Source organism: Hymenobacter sp. HDW8 (genome assembly GCF_011305775.1).
In the GTDB taxonomy this organism is placed as follows: Bacteria; Bacteroidota; Bacteroidia; order Cytophagales; family Hymenobacteraceae; genus Hymenobacter; species Hymenobacter radiodurans.
In genome coordinates this window covers 3,061,842-3,080,809 of the sequence record NZ_CP049907.1, presented here as the reverse complement: position 1 = coordinate 3,080,809, position 18,968 = coordinate 3,061,842, and the positions used below count along the sequence as shown (strand labels likewise).

Here is an 18,968-nt window from a genome sequence, read left to right as displayed (position 1 = left end):
CAATGCAAGAGGCGCCTTTGCTGCCTCAGCATATCCTAGCGCTCTCCCGTTCACCTATTTCCCACCACTCTTTTTCTACTGCATGGCAACCTCTACCTCATGGCTGGATCGCAGCCGTACCATTGCCGGGCCGGGCTTCAACCGCTGGCTGATTCCGCCGGCCGCATTGGCCATTCACCTTGCCATTGGTCAGGCTTACGCGTTCAGCGTATTCAAAAAGCCTATGGGAGCTCTCATCAGCGGTGATGTAAACGCGCCCGCCCCTACCGACTGGACGCCCGGCCAGTTGGCTGTTATTTTCTCCATTGCCATTGTGCTCTTGGGTTTGTCGGCGGCGGTATTTGGTAAATGGCTCGAACGCGTTGGACCGCGCAAAGCAATGCTGGCGTCAGCTTTATGCTTTGCGGGGGGCTTTTTTATCTCGGCACTGGGCGTATCCATGCACAACATCTGGCTTGTGTACTTCGGCTATGGCTTTGTGGGCGGTATTGGGCTTGGCATCGGGTACATTTCGCCGGTGAGCACGCTTATCAAGTGGTTCCCAGATAGGCCGGGCGTAGCGACGGGTATGGCTATTATGGGTTTTGGCGGAGGCGCCATGATTGGCTCGCCGCTGGCCGTGGCCCTGATGGCTTATTTCAAAGATTCGGCTCCTATGGGCGTTGCGCCTACCATGCTCACAATGGGTGCTATTTACCTGATATTCATGATGTTTGGGGTATTCACCATTCGGGTACCCGCCGAAGGCTGGAAACCGGAAGGCTACGTGCCCAACACCCAACAGTCAACCCTTATTACGACGGCCAATGTGGATGCCGATACCGCTATCAAAACCCCACAGTTTTGGCTCTTATGGGTGGTATTGCTCACCAATGTGACAGCGGGTATTGGCGTTCTCGAAACAGCCTCTCCGCTTATTCAGGAAACTTTTTCTGATACCTCTATGGGGACAGGCCTGGGCGTAACGGCGGCCGCGGCGGCTGGATTTGTGGGCCTGCTGAGCTTATTCAATTTGCTGGGGCGCTTTTTTTGGTCGTCGGCCTCGGATAAGATGGGGCGCAAGCCTACCTACATGATTTACTTTGGCTTAGGCATTGCGCTCTACGCCTTGGTGCCCACGCTGGCAGCCAACCACTCGTTGGCGTTGTTCGTCATCGTGTGCTGCGTGATTCTGAGCATGTATGGAGGCGGATTTGCTACCGTTCCGGCTTACTTGCGCGACTTGTTCGGCACCATGCAAGTAGGCGCTATTCATGGGCGCCTGCTCACGGCTTGGTCTACGGCTGGTATCCTGGGGCCTCTGATTGTGAACTACTTACACCAAAGCCAGAAAGACAAAGGCCTGACCGGTGCGGAGGCATACCAGACGGTGTTTTATGTGATGGCCGGCGTACTGGTAGTTGGCCTGATTGCCAACATGCTCGTGACGGCTGTGAACGAGAAATACCACTACAAAGAAGTTACTCCTAAGAAAGTAGCTGCTTAGTGCGCGCTGGTCTAAGTACTCAATCATAAACATCTTTACACATGGAAAATAGAATAAATCCCACCATTCCAGAGGCCCATAATGCACCATCCTCGGGTTTAAAAACAGCGTTAGCATGGCTATATGTCGGTGTGCCGCTCGCCTGGGGGGTGTCCCAAACGTTTATTAAAGCTTTGGACTTGTTCAAATAAGTCAGCAAGCCGCTTCGGTAGTGAAGCCTGCGTATACTTTTTACCACGAGAAGCACCTAATGGGGTGCTTCTCGTGTTTTAGCTGAAATCCATACCCTATGTTCATCGAGCCAACCGACGGCACAGTTGTCCTGCTAGAATCGTTTGCCAACTCCATATCAGCGCACCTGGCCAAGAACCAGCTGGAAGCGGCTGGTATTGCCTGCTTCATAAGCAACGAGAATCGGCCGTACGGGCCTATTTCGGGCGGAGTACGGCTACACGTGCGCCAGCAGGATTTGGAGGCCGCGCAGCAGGTTCTAACCGACCACAGTGCTCTGATGACAGCCGTACCCGATGATGAGCCAGACGCGGCTCAACTGGCCTCCGATTCATCTGGCAGCTTGCTTACCCGCTTGCGAACGTGGCTGCTTTCGTAGCAGCGCAACACTTCGCTTTTCAATAGTGCACACCCCAGATTTGGAATATTAAATAACCAGTTGGTACATTTGCACTACCAATTCTTTCCCATCAAAGGATTGTTTTTATACAGAGGCGCAGAGAGACAGGCTCCGTGAAGCGCCGGCAACCCCCACTCCCCGTGGAACGGTGCCAAGTCCTGACCATATAAAAACAAGTTACCGTGGATCTTTTCAACACCTCCGCTTTCTCTCTATCCCTCGTTGCTACGCAACAGCTTTGTCGCGCGCAGTCTGCGCTGGCCTGCTGTTGTATGGGCTCGGTAGGACAAGGTTGTTGTTGATTTCCCCCCTCTTCTCATTCCTGCCCGTAACCTAGCCTGACGCGTTTTCAGCGGCTGGTTGGTGTTTTCTGCTTTCGTGGCTTCACCCGGTGGCTGCCCTCCCCGAGCACCCTAACTGGCTAACGCAACTCGTGCCAGCTGTGGCCCCACGGCGCCCCAACTTATTCGGCTTGGTCCAAGCAGAAAAAAGCCCCCCAGCTTTTGCTTCCGTTGGTAACGCGCCGATTTCCAGTGCTTTCACTTTCATACTATACCACCTAACATGTCTGATTTACAGAAGCCTATTGGCATTTATTATGAGCACCCCGAATGGTTTAAGCCGCTGTTTGCGGAACTGGACCGCCGGGGTTTGCCCTACGAAAAGATTGACGCCGCTCATCATCTGTTTGACCCCTCCGAAAAGGAAAGCCGCTATAGTCTGGTGGTAAATCGGATGAGTTCTTCGGCCTACCTGCGCGGACACGGTCAGGGTATTTTTCACACCGCTGGTTTCGCTACGCACTTGGAGCGGCTCGGCGTGCGTATTATCAACGGCTCGGCGGCTACGGCTATTGAGACGAACAAAGCCCGCCAACTCTCGCTGTTCGAGTCGTTGGGCCTGAACTACCCCAAGTCGTTTGTAATCAATCACGCCTCGCGGGCCGTAGACGCGGCCAAGCAGCTGCGCTTCCCGATTGTAGTGAAAGTAAACATTGGTGGCAGTGGCGCGGGCATCATCCGCTTTGATACACCAGAAGGCCTGCAAGCGGCCGTGGACGCCAATCAAATTGACTTGGGCATCGACCAGACGGCGCTGGTGCAGGAGTACGTGACGCCGCGTGGGGGGCATATTACCCGCGTGGAGACGCTGGATGGCAAGTTTTTGTACGCCATGAAGGTGTTCACTACTGGCGAAAGCTTTAACCTCTGCCCCGCCGAAATCTGCCAGATTCCGGACGAGCCCACAGCCGGCGACTTCTGTCTGACGGAAGCGCCTAAGAAAGGCATTCAGGTAGAAGCTACAACGCCGCCCGATGAGATAATTGAGGCCGTGGAGCGCATCGTAGCTGCCGCTAAAATTGACGTGGGCGGTATTGAGTACCTGATCGATGACCGTACTGGTGAGGCGCTGTTTTATGACGTCAACGCCCTGTCCAACTTCGTGGCTGACGCCGTGAACGTGGTTGGTTTTGACCCCTACGCCCGCTTCGTGGATTACCTGGAGCAACAACTCGAATTAACCACCGCAAACGCTCTTACGATATGAAATTCGGGTATTGGCTTCCCATTTTTGGCGGTTGGCTCCGCAACGTTCCTGATGAGCAAATGCCTACGTCGTGGGACTACGTAAAACAATTGGCCCAGCGCAGCGAAGACTGGGGCTACAGCCTCACGCTCATTGCGGAGTTGTATCTGAACGATATCAAAGGTCAGGAAGAGCCAGCCCTAGAGGCGTGGAGCACGGCCGCAGCCTTGGCCGCGGTGACCAAAGAGTTGGAAATTATGGTGGCGGTGCGGCCGACTTTCCACAATCCGGCTTTGCTGGCTAAGCAGGCTGCCAACATCGATCTGATTGCGCCGGGCCGCTTGTCGCTGAACGTGGTATCGTCGTGGTGGCGCGATGAGGCGACCAAGTACGGCTTGCACTTCGAGCAGCACGACGACCGCTACGCCCGCACCAAGGAGTGGCTAGATGTGGTAACCAACGTGTGGGAGAAAGATCATTTCTCTTACGAAGGCAAATATTACCAACTGACGGACAATGTGTTGCAGCCCAAGCCAGCCAAGAAGCCTTTCCTATACGCCGGTGGCGAATCGGAAGCTGCCAAGGACCTTATTTCCTCGCAGTGCGATGGCTACGTGATGCACGGCGACTCACCGGAGCAAATCGGGCAGCGCATTGCTGATATGCGTCGGCGTCGGGAGCAGAAGAATTTGCCCCCCATGAAGTTTGGCGTGGCCGGCTACAGCATCGTGCGCGATAATGAGCAGGACGTGAAGCGCGAGCTAGACCGCATTACCAATGTGCAAGCCTCCGCCGCGGGCTACGGCAACTACCAGCAGTGGTTGGCCGGCACGCAACTGGAACAGCAGGTGTCGCTGCATGATTACTCGGTATCGAACCGTGGCTTGCGCACCGGCCTCACCGGCACGCCTGCCCAAATTCAGGACCGCATCGGCGCCTACGAAGCTGTGGGTGTGGATTTCTTCCTGTTGCAGTGCAGCCCGCAACTGGAGGAAATGGAGCGTTTCTCAGAATCGGTGATTAGCGTATTGGCTTAATTGAGGCCACCACGCTAAGCTGATTACCTATTTATTAGGCGGTCATGCCGAGCAGAGCGAAGCATCTCGCGTGTTTAGTGGGAGTAGTACTCCTGTGTCAGCACGCGAAATGCTTCGCTCTGCTCGGCATGACCGCCTTTTTACTCTGTTCTACTTGGTCTTGAGTAGCTTCTTCAATTCCGAAACCGTAGGAGTGGCCACGCTTCGTCAGCGGGAAATTCGGTTTGGTCGGGGGCAATTCTAGGAAACCGTCGCAGTGGAGCAGGCTGGCTAAGTCGCCGGAGCCGCCGGCTCGTTGCGGATGGGCCAGCAGGCGGCCGTCGGGCGCCATTTCGAGGCGCACAGGCAGAAAGTGCGTGAGGCGCGGCCGGAAGCTGACATCAGCAGCCAGCACGGCGAAGGCAGTGGGCGTGGGGGGCATTTCCGGCGACTGGCAGGCGCGCAGCCAGGGCTGCACGTAGCGGTAATAATTCACAAAGGTGGACACAGGGTTGCCGGGCAAAGCAAATACCACGGCACCGCCGGGCTGCTGTCCAAACCAAAAGGGCTTGCCCGGCCGTTGCTCTACTTCGTGAAAAATCTGCTCCACGCCCAGCTCGCGCAGCACGCTCGGCAAAAAATCGGCCTGGCCTTTCGAGACGCCACCGCTGAGCACTACGGCATCGAAGTCGCTGAGCAGCTGGGGCAAGCCTTGGCGTAGAACATCCTGGTCGTCGATGAAATGAAACGCCTCGGTCGTTGCACCAGTAGCGTGAGCAGCAGCTTGCAGCATGGCCGCGTTGGAGCGGCGAATCTGGTGGGGCAATGGCTGCTCAGCAACGTTCACCAGCTCGTCGCCGGTGCTGACGATAGCTAGGCGAGCCGCCCGCGTGACGGAGAGCGTAGGCGCGCCGATGGTAGCCGCTACGGCTATTTCGGCTGGCCCGAGGCGTGTGCCTGCGGGCAGTAATAAGTCGCCCTGGCGGCGGTCGGCGGCGCGGGCGTGTACGTTGTGGCCCGCACGCTCAGGCAAGACTTGAACGGTAGCAATACGCTGCTCTTCAATTACTTGAAACGTCACATCTTCGTACCGCACTACCGTATCGGCGCCGGGAGGCAGCACGGCACCGGTCATGATTTCGACGGCAGCTTGCGGATTCTGTAGTGGCTGCGGCGGAGCGCCGGCGAATTGAATACTCTCGATGGGAAACTCAATTTGCCCCCCAGCTATTGCCGCGTAAGTCAGCGCAATACCATCCATGGCTACGCGGTTGAAAGGCGGAAAGTCGCGGTCAGCGGTGAGGTCCTGACGAAGCACGCGCCCCGTGGCAACCAGCAAGGGCACCGTTTCGGTGGGTAGCGGGCGGGCGGTGGCAAGAACCAGGCGTTCAGCTTCAGCGACGGAAATCATAGAGATGGAAAATAGGTGGGCGGAAGGCACAGGCGCGCCTTCATGGCTGCGTAACGTAAATTTGCTTTACTCGGCCCTGTTTGCCACGTAAGCTGTTATAGTTTTAGCGTGTGGCGGGCAGCTCCTCAACTTAGTTAAAATAGGCGGTCATGCAGAGTAAAAGCGAAGCATCTTGCGTGTTTAGTTGGGCTACCGTTGCAACATCAGCACGCGAGATGCTTCGGCTCCGCCTCTGCATGACGGTCATTTAAGAATATACATCTTCTTTACTTATGTCTGAATCCCGCTCGCTTACTCACCTCAATGCTGCTGGCCAACCGTCGATGGTTGACGTGGGGGGCAAAATTGCGACTCGCCGTGTGGCGCGTGCTCGTAGTCGTGTCGTGTTGGGATCCGAAATCCTCCAATTGGTGCAGGCCGGCGATTTGCCAACGAAGAAAGGGCCAGTATTTCAGACCGCCATTCTGGCCGGCGTAATGGCCGCCAAAAAAACCGCCGACCTCATCCCGCTTTGCCATCCGCTGGGCCTCGACGACTGCCAAGTGCGCATTGAAGTAGCCGCGCCCGATGCTATCGTCATTGAATGCACAGCCACCGTAACGGGCAAAACCGGCGTAGAAATGGAGGCCCTTATGGGCGCTTCGGTGGCGGCGCTGACGGTGTATGATATGTGTAAAGCATTATCGCACAACATTGTTATCAGCGAAACCCGCCTGATCGAGAAGTCCGGCGGCAAAAAAGACTTCCACCATGTCGATGAATAATCCTGCCGCCGATTTGCCCCCCAAGCCCCGCACCAAGCATGCCGCGCTGGCTCGCCCCAACATCGGTGAGTTTGGGCGGCACGAGATGGCCATTTTGGGCGCGCCCTGTGGCAAAATCAAGGATCTGGTCGCGCGGCTGCTGCCTCACCTGGCGCCCGAGCTGAGCGTGGGCTACGTAGACGCCGACCACGCCACCGCTGATGCCGACGACACCGCCGGAGCCAGTCCTATGTTGCAAGCCGGCGCCACGGCCGAGCTGACCGACAAGATTCAGTTTCGCCGCTTAGATCAGCCGCGGGCGATGGATAAGTTTAGTCAGCCGGAGTGGCTGGCCCACCAAAGTCTGGTGTTGGTGAACGGCAATCATTTCCGCGCCAAGCAGCAAATTATCATCCTCGATCCAGCCAAGCCGCTCGACCGCAAGCTCGATAAGCTGACCGATGTGCAGCTCATTTTGCGCGTGACGGAAGGCCAAGCGCTACCTGAGTATCTACAGAATCACTTGCCTGGCGCTAGCCAAATTCCAAGCCTCGACTTAGCAGACACGGACGGAATTGCGGCATTCGTAAAGCAGTGGTGGCAAGCCAGCGTCCCTCCTTTGCGGGGTCTGGTACTCGCTGGGGGGCAAAGTCAGCGGATGCAGACCGACAAAGGCCGCCTGCGCTATCACGGGCAGGAGCAGCGCGAGTACGCCGCCGAGCTACTCGCCACCGTGTGCAGCGACGTGCACGTATCCTGCCGCCCCGATCAAGCCGCCGAGCTACCCGCTACGCTCCAGCCTCTTCCCGACCGTTTTCTGGATTTAGGCCCATTGGGGGGCATTTTATCAGCCTTCCAACTTGACCCCAACGCGGCTTGGCTGGTGGTGGCCTGCGACTTGCCTTTTCTATCCACCGATACCCTGAACCACCTCGTAGCGCACCGCCAACCGGGTAAGATGGCCACCGCCTACCAAAGTCCGCACAAGGACTTTCCGGAGCCGCTCATCACCATTTGGGAGCCCAGTAGCTACGCTACTCTCCTGCGGTTTTTGAGCTTGGGGTATTCTTGTCCGCGCAAGGCGCTCATCAACTCGAATGTGGCAGTGTTGAAGGCGCCGGACGCGCGGGAATTGCGCAATGTAAATACGCCCGAGGAGCGCGAAGCCGCGCAACGAGAGCTTGGCTAAAGACTAAGGGTGTGCCGCTACCCACACCTGCCCGTCCTCAAACTCTTCTTTCTTCCAGATCGGCACCACTTTTTTTATCGTGTCGATGATAAACTGGCAGGCGGCAAACGACTCGGCGCGGTGGGGCGTGGATACGGCTATTACTACGGCTACGTGGCCAATTTCGAGCGTGCCTTTGCGGTGGACTACCGCTATTTTTTGCAGCATGGGCCACTTCTCCTGGGCCTGCTCCGCTACAAGGCGCATTTGGTGTAGGGCCATGGCATCGTAGGCTTCGTAGTGCAGGCGCACGACTGGTCGGCCGGTCGATTGGTTGCGGACCGTGCCGATAAAGGCATTGACGGCCCCTGCGCCGTCGGCCTCTACGGCCGCAATGGTAGCGGCAACATCGATAGGCTGGTCGGTGAGTTTAATGAGCATAGGTAGCGTATTGCAAACAGAAATTGGCGAGGAGGTTCTACTGGGGGGCTTTTTAGCCGCCACTCACGGGTGGAATAAGCGCAATTTCGTCGCGCTCGTGCAATTGATAATCATCGGCGGCGTACTCGCTGTTCACGGCCACGGCACAGCTGGTCAGCTCGCGTAACTTTGGATACTCGGTGCGAAGCTGCTCCATAAGCCCCGCAACGGACTGCGTGTCGGGCGCGGTCAGCTCTAATTCAGAGCTGCCCACGATTTCTTTTGTGATGCCGAAAAGAGAAAGTTTGAGTTTCATTTGTTGAGATGTCAGTTCGTAAATTGAGCTTACCCGCAGGCCTTGCGTAAAGCAAAGTACATCGAACCATTTTTGTTCCGAAACCGTCCGGTTTACGACGCCGAACGTACTAGATTGCCGCTGCCTTTCACCTCATCTATGTCTGTTGCTCCTTCCGTTTTGTATGATAATCACGGCCGTCCGCTCGAATACGTGCGCGTGGCCGTTACGGACAGATGCAATCTGCGCTGCTTTTACTGCATGCCCGCCGAAGGCATCGAGTACATGCCCAAGCGCGACCTGCTGAGCTACGAAGAAATGGAGCGCGTGGTCGGTATTCTGGCCGGACTAGGTGTGCGCAAAGTACGACTTACCGGTGGTGAGCCCTTCGTGCGCCGCGACTTGGTACCCTTCATGGATCGGCTGAGCCGGATTCCGGGCATTCAGGATATTAGCCTGACTACCAATGGCGTACTCACGGCTCCGCACATCCCGGAGCTGGTGCGTATGGGCATCCGCAGCGTCAATCTAAGCCTCGATACGCTTGACCAAGCCCGCTTTCTGCGCATCACCCGCCGCGACGAACTGCCCCGCGTATTAGACACGCTCTACAAATTGCTGGCTACCAATATTGCGGTCAAGATAAACGCCGTGGTGATGGACGGGCAAAACATCGAAGACCTGATTCCACTGGCCGAGCTTACCCGCGAGTTGCCCGTCGATGTGCGCTTTATTGAAGAAATGCCCTTCAACGGCGGCAGCCACGGTGCCATTGCCTTGCCCTGGAACCATGTGCGTATCCGAGAGCATTTGCGGGGGGCTTTTCCAGACCTGCACGCGCTGCCCACGCCGGCCGGTGCCACGGCTACGGCCTACGCCATTCCTGGCCATATGGGCCAAATAGGCATTATTGCCGCTTATTCCCGCACTTTCTGTGGCACCTGCAACCGCATTCGTCTCACGGCCGAAGGCGGCCTCAAAACCTGCCTGTACGACCAAGGTGTGCTCGATGTGCGGGCGTTGCTACGCAGCGGCAGCTCCGATGAAGACGTACGCGCCGCACTCGTCTACGCCTTCCGCCACCGCGCCGCCGACGGCTTCGAGGCCGAACGGCAGCGTCCCGTGCACCAGCTCAGCTTCGAGTCGATGTCAACAATTGGAGGCTAGGCTTTCGGTTTTAGACCTTTGCCTTTAGTAGTTAGCACACCAGAAGCATTTAGACTTTTAAGGGAATTTTAATGGTGTGTTCCTGGTGTGTTCCTGGTGTGTTCCTGGTGTGTTCCTGGTGTGTTTATTTAAAATAAACCGATTCTGGGTACGTATTTACCCATGCCTGAAGTAACCCCCTAGTGCTAATATTTAAGTATTTTTTCAAGAAATAAGAGCCCTGCTCAGCTTGCGCAAAAGGAGAGGTGTTTGGAAATTGCAGGTATGAAACCTTTGCAGCCTTCCGACTTAATGCAGCGTGATGGGCGTGAGCGGGCAGTAGCCTGGGCTTTAACTATTACGCAAAACACTCCCCTAGCCCCTGCGCAACAGGAACAACAGCTATTAAATAAATTCATAGCTGGCGAACTATCTCTGGACGAGGTAATTATGCTTCTTGATGAGGAGAACCAGAACCAGATGTAGCTTATCTGCTTCGACCTAGCGCTTTGTTAAGAATAGCGCAGAAAGCGCAGTGCGTTCGATTCTTCCCATTGCCCGGCAGCCGATAAACCTCTTCTACGCTCCTCGCAATCGCGCACTCATCGTTGTCGTGGTATACATCCTTGCCCCCGATACCACGCACAAACGAATAAAAGGGGGGAATGCGCTTCATGGTAAGCTCAACGATAAACCATGGTTTTGGTTGGGCTAGGCGAGCTGCGGGCGGGCTGATAGCTTTAAGCTTACTTACTGAGCCATAAATAATTAGCCAGGCTACAAGCAACTGCTGCGGCTAAGCTACACCGTTGTCGGTTATATAATGGCTAAGTGGTATATTGGCTTATCCACTTGGCCACCCGCAACCCGGCCCAAGCCTTGCCATGAAATTTCTCCTCGTTGCATTTGGCGTCGCTTTGGTGCTGTATGGAGCGGTGTGCTGCCTGCTTTATTACAAACAGGAAAGCCTGCTGTTCTTTCCGCAGAAATTGCCCCCCGACCACCGTTTTTCCTTCCCTTTCCCCTTCGAGGAGTGCTGGGCACCAACTGCTGACGGCCTGCGCCTGCATGGCTTGCTCTTTACTACGCCAGCCCCGAAAGGTCTCATCTTTTACTTGCACGGCAACGCCGGCTCACTGGCTGATTGGGGCGAGGTAGCGCCAGTATACACCCGCCTGGGCTACGACGTATTTATGATCGACTATCGGGGCTATGGCAAAAGCGAGGGCGCAATCAGCAGCGAAAAGCAGCTTATCGATGACGCTGAGGCGGCGTACAGCTATATAAAAAATCGATACCGCGAGAACCAGACGGTAGTGATGGGCTACTCGCTGGGCACGGGGCTAGCAACTTGGCTCGCCGCTCATTATCAGCCCCGATTGCTTATTCTGCAAGCTCCCTACTACAGCTTTCAGGATTTGGCTCAGCACTTTTATCCTTGGGTGCCGGGCGTATTGCTGCGCTATCCTATGCGCACCCACGAATTATTACCGCAGGTGAAAGCGCCGGTGGTGCTCATCCACGGCGACCAGGATGAGGTAGTGTACTACGGCTCGTCGCTGAAGCTCAAGCCTTTGCTCAAGCCCTCGGATCGGCTTATTACGCTGCCCGGAATTGGGCACAACGGAATGACCGAAACCCCTATATACCAAACGATTATCCGGGGCATCTTGAGTGCATCGTAGGCGCTAGAATATGCCGTTGCTGTTCTTGGAGTCGGGAGGTACTATTTGCAGCACGTCCCAGTGCTCCACGATTCTGCCCTGCTCGTCGAAGCGAAAAATGTCGATACCGGCATAGTCGTGGTCGCCGGGCCAGTGCTGATGGCAATGCAGGATAACGTGGTTGCCATCGGCGAAGGCGCGCTTTATTTCCACGTGCTTGCCGGGGTATTCGCGCTCCATTCGCTCGAAATATTCGATGAAGCCTTGCTTGCCATCTGTCACGTGCGGATTATGCTGGATGTACTCGCTGCCAACGTAGCGGGCAATGGCGGCCGCCGGCTGGCACTCGTTAAACATCAGCTCATAAAAAGCAATGGCATTTTGCTTGTTCTGGTGTTGCATGGGCATCGTTTTGTTTCCAGTCCTGAATAATGTAACACCACAGTTTGCCTACGTAATGCGGGTATTTGCTGCCCGATTTACTTACCCAAGCCTGCCCAGCCGCGCTGCATGGCGTAGTACACCGCCGTACCGACTACCAGCCCTACCAGATACCCATAAGGCAAACCGCCGCACAACAAACCCACCAGCAAGGCCACCAGCAAATCGGCGCGGGAGCCGGTCAAGTCGCGGATGAGAGCGGCCAGCGTGAGAGATTCAAATAGGAGCAGAATGCCGAGGATAGGCAGCGGAAATATCTGCACAATCTGGGCGAAGCCTTGGCTGAAAAACAGGCCCATCACCAAAAAAAGCCCCCCATACAGAATAACCGAGCCCCCGGAGCGCGCTCCGAACGCATGGTGCCCTACCAGCCCACCGGAGCCGTGGCACACCGGCACCCCACCAAAAAATGGATTGATCAGGTTCATCAGCGAGTAAGTGAAGCTGATTTGGCGGACAGTGATGCGGCGCTCGGGAAAGAAATCGGTGAGCACCTGTTTGGTGGCCAGAATGGAGTTACCGAGCGAAAGCGGAATCTGAGGCAAGGCCAAGAGCAGAGCACCCGTCAGTACATCGGCGCGGTTGGGCGTGTGCCAGGTAGGCAGATGAAAGCCCAGCGCGGCGTAGGAAGACGTAAGATCGAGCTTGAAAACCAAGGCATAAATGCCCCCCAACGCAATTACCAGCAGCGCCGCCGGCCAGCGCCGATTACCGAGCAGCGCCACCGTAACGCCAAAGGCCGCGGCAGCCAACAAATAGCCCCCCAGACCATCAGCGGGCACATAGTCTTTCAGCGCCAGCGAAGCCAGCTGCAACGCCAGCCCCAGCTGAATACCGCGTACCACGGGCTTCGGTACCAAACGGGCGAGTCCATCAATCAGCCCCAGCACGGAGAGCAGAAACATGACCACGCCAATAGCGAGCCCGCCGCCGAAGATGACGTTGCCGGGCAGTTTCTGGGCAATAACCAGCGCAGCAAATGCCTTCAGCGGCTGCACCGGCATGGGCAGGCCATACCAAAATCCCGAAAACAGCTGCATCAGCCCAAACATGATCAGCACGCTGGCACTATCAACATTGGAGGCGGCGATGATGCCAATCAGCAGCGGCAGATCGGTGCCCAAATCCCCGAATGCCCCGGCCAGCTCATTGCGGTCAAAACGGATGCGGCGAGGAGCTGGGGCGATACTGGGGGGCATTTTTAGGACGTATAACTTTTAGCAAAGAAAGGTGTAAACAGGCATCGGCAACTCGTGCCTCTGCTTATTTTTTGCCTTCCTGCAACCAGCGCGCGGCCTCGCCTTCATCATCAAAAACATTGGCCAGAAAAGGTCGTTCTGGCGCGAGCATATACGCTACGTGCTGCTGGTGCGCGGGGTCGTTGCGGAAGCGGTCATAGATATAAGCGGAGTTGAGAATACCCAAACGCAAGCGCTGGGGCAGTAAGTGAGCGGCGGCATGGGGGTAAAAAGTAGCACTAGCCCACGCGCTCAGCTGTGGATCGGTGTTTTCGCGGCGGCGCACATCCAGCAGCCATTGAGCGCAGTTGTTTTCAATAGCCACATCCAGCATGGTTTGATAATCGGCTTGCAAAACCGATAAGGAGGCATCCTGATGCCAGCGAACAATTAAAATTCCTAGGTCAGGACGGTATGCAATGGTGCGGGTGGTGGTAGCCAACACGGTAGAATTGGGCATAAGGGGCGGGAATGGGTCAGAGATGCATCCAATGCTATACTGAGCACGGACGCCAAGTAAACCACTAGCTTCTGAAATCCTCCCTCAGTATTGCGGCATTTGTGGATCAACTTCCAGCGCCCAGGCATGAATGCCCCCTGCCAGGTTTTGCAGGTTGGTAAAGCCCGCCTTAGTCTGCAACTCCGTAATAGCCGCCGCACTCCGTCCGCCGTGGTGACAATACACTACAATGGGGTGGTGGCGAGGCAGCAAACCAGCGCGCGCTACTACCTGGCTCAGCGGAATAAGCGTGGCCCCCGGCAGATGAAAGCGGTAATATTCTTCCGGCTCGCGCACATCCAGCAGAAACGGCGGCGCCTCGGAGGCCAGTAAGTCGGCCAACTCCGGCGCTGTGATGGCTACGGGCGTGGCTGAGCAGAGTTCCGCATAATCGGTGGAGGAAGCGGTGCTGAGGTTGAGTAAGGAGTGCTCGGGGTGGCGCGGGAAGCGCAGAATGCGCGACTGAAAGCTCAGCGCATCAAATATCCAAAGCCGACCGCGCAGCACTTCGCCCAAGCCCAGCAGTACCTTGAGCGCCTCCGTTGCTTGAGCGCAGCCAATGAGGCCGGGCAGCACACCTAGCACGCCAGTAGTATCGCAGTTGGGTGCCTCAGCGGCCGAAGGTGGCGTTGGAAACAGGCAGCGATACGTAGGTCCGCCCTGATAATTGAACACCGATACCTGTCCTTCAAACTTATAAATGGCCCCCGACACAAGTGGCCGATGCACGCTCACGCAGGCATCGTTGAGCAAGTAGCGGGTGGCAAAATTATCGGAGCCATCGACTACCAAGTCGTAGGCGGCAACCAGCTTTTCGACGCTCACCCGATCGACGCGCCGGGCGTGGGTTTCGCACTTGATGGATGGATTGAGGCGCTTTATGGCCCGGGCCGCGGCCTCCGCTTTCATCTGACCGATGTCCGCGTTGCCGAACAGAATCTGGCGCTGGAGGTTGCTGAGCTCTACCCGGTCAGAATCGGCAATGCCGAGCGTGCCGACGCCCGCGGCAGCCAGATATTGTAGCACCGGGCAGCCCAGGCCGCCGGCGCCTACCACCAGCACCCGCGCGGACAGTAAGCGCGCCTGCCCTTCCTCCCCTATTTCGGGCAGCTGGAGGTGGCGGCGGTAGCGTTGACGGTCTTCTTGAGTGAGCATAGAACAGATAAGTAACTATAGAAACCTAGCTAATGCAAATTTAGGTGTAGCCTGATGATGTTGCGCGGCGCAGTCGTGCCGGCGTTGATTGGTTAAACTAACTGCGGTACCATAGAGTTAATCAATACCTTGTAATCACCGCTTTTTCCGCCTTCTACTCCTACTCACGTGTCCGCACCCGTATTTTTGCCCCCCACCAGCTACGACTACGTGACCGTACACAAAGTACAGGGTCAAGAAGTAACGGTAGCCTCTGATGTACTGGCCGCCGAGGAGCCGCTGGAAATCCGGATTGGCTACGGCCCCAGCGGTCAGCGGGAGCACCGCACGCTTTCTATCACCATGCGCACGCCGGGCCACGACTTTGAGCTGGCCGCCGGCTTCCTGCTCACCGAAGGAATTATTCGGAGCCGCCAAGATTTGCAGGGTGTCATCTATTGCCCCGATGTGGAAAAAGAAGACGAGCGCGAAAACGTAGTTCGGGCTGAGCTAGCTCCCACTTCTACCCCCGATCTTCCCCGCTTGGAGCGGCACTTCTATACCAGCAGCAGCTGCGGCGTCTGCGGCAAAACCAGTATCGAGGCCGTGCACGCCGCTTCCTGCCCGATGTTGCCCAAAAATGCCCCCCACGTAGATGCAGCCGTCATACATCAGTTGCCGGAGCGGCAGCGGGCGGCGCAGGCCTTGTTTGAGCAAACGGGTGGCTTGCACGCGGCGGCTTTGTTTTCGCCCGAAGGTGAATTGCTCCTGCTGCGTGAGGATGTGGGGCGGCACAATGCCTTGGATAAAGTAATTGGGGCAGCGCTGCTACAGGAGCAACTGCCTTTGCACAATACGGTATTGCTGGTGAGCGGGCGGGCGTCGTTTGAGCTGGTGCAGAAAGCGGCGGTGGCGGGCATCCCGATCATGGCCGCCGTGGGGGCGCCCAGCTCGCTGGCGGTGCAGGCCGCTCAAAACTTTGGCATGACGCTCTGCGGTTTCGTTCGTCAGGGGCGCTACAACGTATATTGTGGAGAATGGCGCATTCGTACCAACTCAGCTCCCCATGAAACTTCGCATTGAAGACAACTCCCTCCGCCTGCGCCTCTCCGAGGCTGAGGTGCACCAGTTTGCCGATGCCGGTCGGGTCGCGGCGGTGCTACCGCTGGGTCCTACCGCTACCGACACTCTGACCTACGCGCTGGAGCGCGTAGAAACGGAGCATTTTCGGGTGACGTATGGGGCTGGCGCCATCACCGTGAAAGTGCCCGCTATCTTGGCCAATCAGTGGACCGGCACCGACCAGAATGGGCTTTCGGCCACGCTTCTGCTCACCGAAAGCCAAACGCTTAACGTTTTAATTGAAAAAGACCTGGATTGTCGGCACTAAGTAACCGACATATTCCGCTACATAAGCTCTCCTTTGCGGGTTCTGCTTTCGAGCCAGAAAAGGAGTGAAAACCAAGAATTGCCTACTTTGGTTAAGGAATAGCTGGGCGCTGAATTTCAGCTAGTTCGGCCTTCCGCTTTCCCACCCTATTTCATCCCATTCTTTCGTTTTGTTATGGAAAAATCTCCCGCCGCAGACCCCAGCAAAGCCGGCCAGACGCATGAGCAAACCGCCCAGGACAACGTGCCAAAAAGCGGGGAGCGCTCCGACCAAGGCGAAGCACCCGCACCCGACCATTACAACCCTGAAGGACAGTTGAACAAGGAAGAAGAACATATCCCAGCTCCCGAAACAGCACGCGCCAAATACCTGTTTCCCATCTTGGCCCAGCCCGTCGAGACGCTCACCGGCCTGAAGCTAGAGGAGCGCATGAAAGTAGCGGCGGGCGTGACGGCCGTTATCAAATCCATGCAGTTTAGCTGGAGCGAAGGTGGCGTGAACCGGGGTAGCCGCGGGCTGCTCAAGATGAACCAGAAGGACGGTTTCGACTGCTCTAGCTGCGCCTGGCCCGACCCGGATGATCATCGCTCAGTAGCGGAGTTCTGCGAGAATGGCGCCAAAGCTACCGCCTCCGACGCCGACGATAAAGCCGCTGGCCCTGAGTTCTTTGCCAAGCATAGCCTCGCCGACCTCTCACGCATGACCGACCGCGACCAGAACAACGCTGGCCGCCTTACGCACCCGCTGGTGAAGCGCCCCGGCGGCACGCACTACGAGCCCATTGAGTGGCCCGAAGCCTTCCAAATTATTGGCCGCGAATTGAACGCGTTGGCGTCGCCGGACGAGGCGGCGTTCTATACCTCGGGCAAAGTGCCCAACGAGCCGGCCTTCCTATTTCAGCTTTTTGTGCGCGAGTTTGGCACCAATAACCTGCCCGACTGTTCCAATATGTGCCACGAGAGCAGTGGCTCGGCCCTCAGCCCCACGCTGGGCTTGGGCAAAGGCTCCGTTACGCTCAACGACTTATATGAGGCGGAGGTCATTCTGATTATCGGTCAGAACCCCGGCACCAACCATCCGCGCATGCTCACGGCTTTGCAAAAGGCGAAGCGCAATGGAGCCAAAATCATCAGCGTCAATCCGCTGATCGAAGCGGGCCTGAACCACTTCAAAAACCCGCAGGATTTTATGAATCCGGTGCGGGCGCTGGGTGCGCTTATGGGCGACGGCACCCAGATTACCGACGTATACTTGCAGGTGCGCGTGGATGGCGACATGGCCCTGCTGCGCGGTCTGATGAAGCATTTGTTTGAGGCCGAAGACCGTAACCCCGGCCAGGTAATCGACCGCCCTTTCATAGCCGAGTTCACCACGGGCTTCGAATCGTTTGAGCAGAACATTCGCAACACCAGCTGGCAGGAAATTGAGGAGATCAGCGGTATTACCCGCGCTGAATTGCTGGAAGCGGCCAACCTCATTGCCAACAAGCAAAAGATTATCACCTGCTGGGCCATGGGAGTTACACAGCAGCGGAAAGGCGTCGAAACCATTCAGGAAATCGTCAATCTGCAATTGATGAAGGGCGCCATTGGCAAGCCGGGCGCGGGCACTTGCCCGGTGCGCGGCCACTCCAACGTGCAGGGCGACCGGACGATGGGCATCTGGGAAAAGCCGCACAAGAATTTCCTGGATGCACTGGAAAAGGAATTCGGCTTCTCGCCACCCCGCGAGCAAGGCCTGGATACGGTAGAAACCATCAAGGCAATGGTGCTGGGCAAAATCAAGGTATACTTCAGTCTGGGGGGCAATTTGCTGGCCGCCGGGCCTGATACCGAGTTGATTGCCGAAGGCATGCGTAAGCAGAAGCTGACCGTATTTGTGGGCACCAAGCTCAACCGCGGCCACCTCGTAACCGGCGAAACCAGCCTGCTGCTGCCCTGCTTCACCCACTTGGATATCGATATGCAGAAGTCGGGACACCAGATGACGTCCTGCGAGAATTCCATGGGCGTGGTGAGCCAGAACAAAGGCATACTAGTACCGCTGGATGGGCAGATGCTGAGCGAAGTAGCCATCATCAGCGGAATGGCTATTGCCACGCTCGGCAATCGCACGAAAGTGGATTGGGTGGCCATGACCCAGAACTACGATAACATCCGCAACCACATTGCCCGCGTAATTCCGGGCTTCGAGGACTTCAACGAGAAGCTGCGGCGCCCGGGGGGCTTTTATCTGCCCAACGGCCCCCGCGAGCGCAAGTTCACAACGGAGAATGGCAAGGCTAACTTCACTACCACTACGCTGGACAAGTACCAACTAGAGCCCGACCAGTTGGTGCTGATGACGGTACGCAGCCACGACCAGTTCAACACGACCATTTACGAATACAACGACCGTTACCGCGGCGTCTATAATGAGCGGCGTGTGCTGTTCATGAACAAGGCCGACATGGCCGCCCGCAACATCAAAGCTAAGGACCTCATCGATATCACCAGCCACTACCAAGGCGAGCAGCGCACGGTAGAGAAGTTTGTGGCCGTGCCCTACGACATTCCGAAGGGCAACGTTTGCGCTTACTTCCCCGAGGCCAACCCACTGGTGCCCATCGAAAGCGTAGCTAAAGTGAGCAATACCCCTACCTCCAAGTACGTGGTAGTGACGGTGGTGCCCGCTGCTGTTTCCAACGGTGATTCCGAAAGAGCCATGAAGCGCGTAGCCGTGGAAGCGTAAGCATTCGCAGAAAGAAAAAGCCCCCCAGA

General features: G+C 56.7%; 19 protein-coding genes and 1 riboswitch. Of the genes, 12 read left to right on the top strand and 7 right to left on the bottom strand.

The genetic code is table 11. The annotated features are described in order from the left end of the window. The first annotated feature begins 82 nt into the window (after window positions 1-82). From G7064_RS13070 to G7064_RS13055, 4 genes are all read left to right on the top strand, one after another. Window positions 83-1,486 carry an OFA family MFS transporter gene (locus G7064_RS13070; RefSeq protein WP_166073931.1) on the top strand — a complete coding sequence of 468 codons (1,404 nt, stop codon included), beginning with the start codon at window positions 83-85 and terminating at the stop codon, window positions 1,484-1,486. Between the two features lie 289 nt (window positions 1,487-1,775). Further along, a complete protein-coding gene (locus G7064_RS13065) occupies window positions 1,776-2,096 on the top strand; it encodes a DUF2007 domain-containing protein (RefSeq protein WP_166073929.1) in 321 nt (106 codons plus the stop codon). Window positions 2,097-2,198: 102 nt separating this feature from the next. Continuing rightward, window positions 2,199-2,290: riboswitch (SAM riboswitch) on the top strand. A 391-nt stretch (window positions 2,291-2,681) separates the two neighbouring features. Further along, a complete protein-coding gene (locus G7064_RS13060; protein ID WP_166073928.1) occupies window positions 2,682-3,665 on the top strand; it encodes a RimK family alpha-L-glutamate ligase in 984 nt (327 codons plus the stop codon). Beyond that, window positions 3,662-4,681 carry an LLM class flavin-dependent oxidoreductase gene (locus G7064_RS13055; protein ID WP_166073927.1) on the top strand — a complete coding sequence of 340 codons (1,020 nt, stop codon included), beginning with the start codon at window positions 3,662-3,664 and terminating at the stop codon, window positions 4,679-4,681. Before G7064_RS13060 ends, G7064_RS13055 begins: the two co-directional genes overlap by 4 nt. A 97-nt stretch (window positions 4,682-4,778) precedes the next feature. On the opposite strand, the gene G7064_RS13050 is transcribed toward G7064_RS13055, so the two are convergent. Continuing rightward, window positions 4,779-6,071, bottom strand: coding sequence for a molybdopterin molybdotransferase MoeA (locus G7064_RS13050; protein ID WP_166073926.1), 1,293 nt, complete (start codon window positions 6,069-6,071; stop codon window positions 4,779-4,781). Window positions 6,072-6,343: 272 nt separating this feature from the next. Between G7064_RS13050 and moaC the strand changes: the two genes are divergently transcribed. Further along, window positions 6,344-6,835: a cyclic pyranopterin monophosphate synthase MoaC gene (moaC, locus tag G7064_RS13045; protein WP_166073925.1), complete on the top strand. Its 492-nt coding sequence runs from the start codon at window positions 6,344-6,346 to the stop codon at window positions 6,833-6,835. After that, a complete protein-coding gene (locus G7064_RS13040; RefSeq protein ID WP_205711116.1) occupies window positions 6,828-8,003 on the top strand; it encodes an NTP transferase domain-containing protein in 1,176 nt (391 codons plus the stop codon). The genes moaC and G7064_RS13040 overlap by 8 nt, the downstream gene beginning before the upstream one ends. Window positions 8,004-8,006: 3 nt before the next feature. Here the strand turns inward: G7064_RS13040 and G7064_RS13035 are convergent, their stop codons facing one another. Beyond that, window positions 8,007-8,423, bottom strand: coding sequence for a molybdenum cofactor biosynthesis protein MoaE (locus tag G7064_RS13035; protein ID WP_166073923.1), 417 nt, complete (start codon window positions 8,421-8,423; stop codon window positions 8,007-8,009). 52 nt (window positions 8,424-8,475) lie between these two features. Then, window positions 8,476-8,718 (bottom strand): MoaD/ThiS family protein, encoded by a 243-nt coding sequence (locus tag G7064_RS13030; RefSeq protein ID WP_166073922.1) that lies wholly within the window; start codon window positions 8,716-8,718, stop codon window positions 8,476-8,478. Window positions 8,719-8,856: 138 nt separating this feature from the next. On the opposite strand from G7064_RS13030, the gene moaA reads away from it, so the two are divergent. The 3 genes from moaA (at window position 8,857) to G7064_RS13015 (ending at window position 11,528) form a co-directional block, all read left to right on the top strand. Next, a complete protein-coding gene (moaA, locus tag G7064_RS13025; RefSeq protein ID WP_166073921.1) occupies window positions 8,857-9,864 on the top strand; it encodes a GTP 3',8-cyclase MoaA in 1,008 nt (335 codons plus the stop codon). Between the two features lie 264 nt (window positions 9,865-10,128). Continuing rightward, entirely contained in the window at window positions 10,129-10,329 is a 201-nt protein-coding gene (locus G7064_RS13020; RefSeq protein ID WP_166073920.1) for a hypothetical protein, read from the top strand. Window positions 10,330-10,727: 398 nt separating this feature from the next. Next, the gene (locus G7064_RS13015) at window positions 10,728-11,528 is read left to right on the top strand and encodes an alpha/beta hydrolase (protein ID WP_166073919.1); all 801 of its coding nucleotides are present in this window, start codon (window positions 10,728-10,730) and stop codon (window positions 11,526-11,528) included. A 3-nt stretch (window positions 11,529-11,531) separates the two neighbouring features. On the opposite strand, the gene G7064_RS13010 is transcribed toward G7064_RS13015, so the two are convergent. The 4 genes from G7064_RS13010 to moeB all read right to left on the bottom strand — a co-directional run bounded on the left by G7064_RS13010 (window position 11,532) and on the right by moeB (window position 14,840). Then, the gene (locus G7064_RS13010; RefSeq protein WP_317172758.1) at window positions 11,532-11,909 is read right to left on the bottom strand and encodes a nuclear transport factor 2 family protein; all 378 of its coding nucleotides are present in this window, start codon (window positions 11,907-11,909) and stop codon (window positions 11,532-11,534) included. A gap of 77 nt (window positions 11,910-11,986) precedes the next feature. Further along, a complete protein-coding gene (locus G7064_RS13005; RefSeq protein ID WP_166073917.1) occupies window positions 11,987-13,147 on the bottom strand; it encodes a putative sulfate/molybdate transporter in 1,161 nt (386 codons plus the stop codon). A gap of 64 nt (window positions 13,148-13,211) precedes the next feature. Continuing rightward, window positions 13,212-13,646: a hypothetical protein gene (locus tag G7064_RS13000; protein WP_166073916.1), complete on the bottom strand. Its 435-nt coding sequence runs from the start codon at window positions 13,644-13,646 to the stop codon at window positions 13,212-13,214. 84 nt (window positions 13,647-13,730) lie between these two features. Further along, window positions 13,731-14,840, bottom strand: coding sequence for a molybdopterin-synthase adenylyltransferase MoeB (gene moeB, locus G7064_RS12995; RefSeq protein WP_133274370.1), 1,110 nt, complete (start codon window positions 14,838-14,840; stop codon window positions 13,731-13,733). A 168-nt stretch (window positions 14,841-15,008) separates the two neighbouring features. On the opposite strand from moeB, the gene fdhD reads away from it, so the two are divergent. The 3 genes from fdhD (at window position 15,009) to G7064_RS12980 (ending at window position 18,939) form a co-directional block, all read left to right on the top strand. Then, entirely contained in the window at window positions 15,009-15,902 is an 894-nt protein-coding gene (fdhD, locus tag G7064_RS12990) for a formate dehydrogenase accessory sulfurtransferase FdhD (protein ID WP_240935489.1), read from the top strand. Then, window positions 15,886-16,209, top strand: coding sequence for a DUF7009 family protein (locus tag G7064_RS12985; RefSeq protein WP_166073915.1), 324 nt, complete (start codon window positions 15,886-15,888; stop codon window positions 16,207-16,209). Before fdhD ends, G7064_RS12985 begins: the two co-directional genes overlap by 17 nt. Before the next feature lie 174 nt (window positions 16,210-16,383). Continuing rightward, complete coding sequence (locus G7064_RS12980; protein WP_166073914.1) at window positions 16,384-18,939, top strand: FdhF/YdeP family oxidoreductase; 2,556 nt, start codon at window positions 16,384-16,386, stop codon at window positions 18,937-18,939. Window positions 18,940-18,968: the final 29 nt, after the last annotated feature.

Bases quoted from the DNA above. Each gene is read 5' to 3' on its own strand.
- G7064_RS13035 (WP_166073923.1), bottom strand. From the start codon at position 8,423: ATGCTCATTAAACTCACCGACCAGCCTATCGATGTTGCCGCTACCATT.
- G7064_RS13065 (WP_166073929.1), top strand. From the start codon at position 1,776: ATGTTCATCGAGCCAACCGACGGCACAGTTGTCCTGCTAGAATCGTTT.
- G7064_RS13060 (WP_166073928.1), top strand. From the start codon at position 2,682: ATGTCTGATTTACAGAAGCCTATTGGCATTTATTATGAGCACCCCGAA.
- G7064_RS13010 (WP_317172758.1), bottom strand. From the start codon at position 11,909: ATGCAACACCAGAACAAGCAAAATGCCATTGCTTTTTATGAGCTGATG.
- G7064_RS13040 (WP_205711116.1), top strand. From the start codon at position 6,828: ATGAATAATCCTGCCGCCGATTTGCCCCCCAAGCCCCGCACCAAGCAT.
- G7064_RS12980 (WP_166073914.1), top strand. From the start codon at position 16,384: ATGGAAAAATCTCCCGCCGCAGACCCCAGCAAAGCCGGCCAGACGCAT.
- G7064_RS13070 (WP_166073931.1), top strand. From the start codon at position 83: ATGGCAACCTCTACCTCATGGCTGGATCGCAGCCGTACCATTGCCGGG.
- G7064_RS13005 (WP_166073917.1), bottom strand. From the start codon at position 13,147: ATGCCCCCCAGTATCGCCCCAGCTCCTCGCCGCATCCGTTTTGACCGC.
- G7064_RS13000 (WP_166073916.1), bottom strand. From the start codon at position 13,646: ATGCCCAATTCTACCGTGTTGGCTACCACCACCCGCACCATTGCATAC.
- moaC (WP_166073925.1), top strand. From the start codon at position 6,344: ATGTCTGAATCCCGCTCGCTTACTCACCTCAATGCTGCTGGCCAACCG.
- G7064_RS13030 (WP_166073922.1), bottom strand. From the start codon at position 8,718: ATGAAACTCAAACTTTCTCTTTTCGGCATCACAAAAGAAATCGTGGGC.
- G7064_RS13055 (WP_166073927.1), top strand. From the start codon at position 3,662: ATGAAATTCGGGTATTGGCTTCCCATTTTTGGCGGTTGGCTCCGCAAC.
- G7064_RS12985 (WP_166073915.1), top strand. From the start codon at position 15,886: ATGAAACTTCGCATTGAAGACAACTCCCTCCGCCTGCGCCTCTCCGAG.
- G7064_RS13050 (WP_166073926.1), bottom strand. From the start codon at position 6,071: ATGATTTCCGTCGCTGAAGCTGAACGCCTGGTTCTTGCCACCGCCCGC.
- moeB (WP_133274370.1), bottom strand. From the start codon at position 14,840: ATGCTCACTCAAGAAGACCGTCAACGCTACCGCCGCCACCTCCAGCTG.
- moaA (WP_166073921.1), top strand. From the start codon at position 8,857: ATGTCTGTTGCTCCTTCCGTTTTGTATGATAATCACGGCCGTCCGCTC.
- G7064_RS13015 (WP_166073919.1), top strand. From the start codon at position 10,728: ATGAAATTTCTCCTCGTTGCATTTGGCGTCGCTTTGGTGCTGTATGGA.
- G7064_RS13020 (WP_166073920.1), top strand. From the start codon at position 10,129: ATGAAACCTTTGCAGCCTTCCGACTTAATGCAGCGTGATGGGCGTGAG.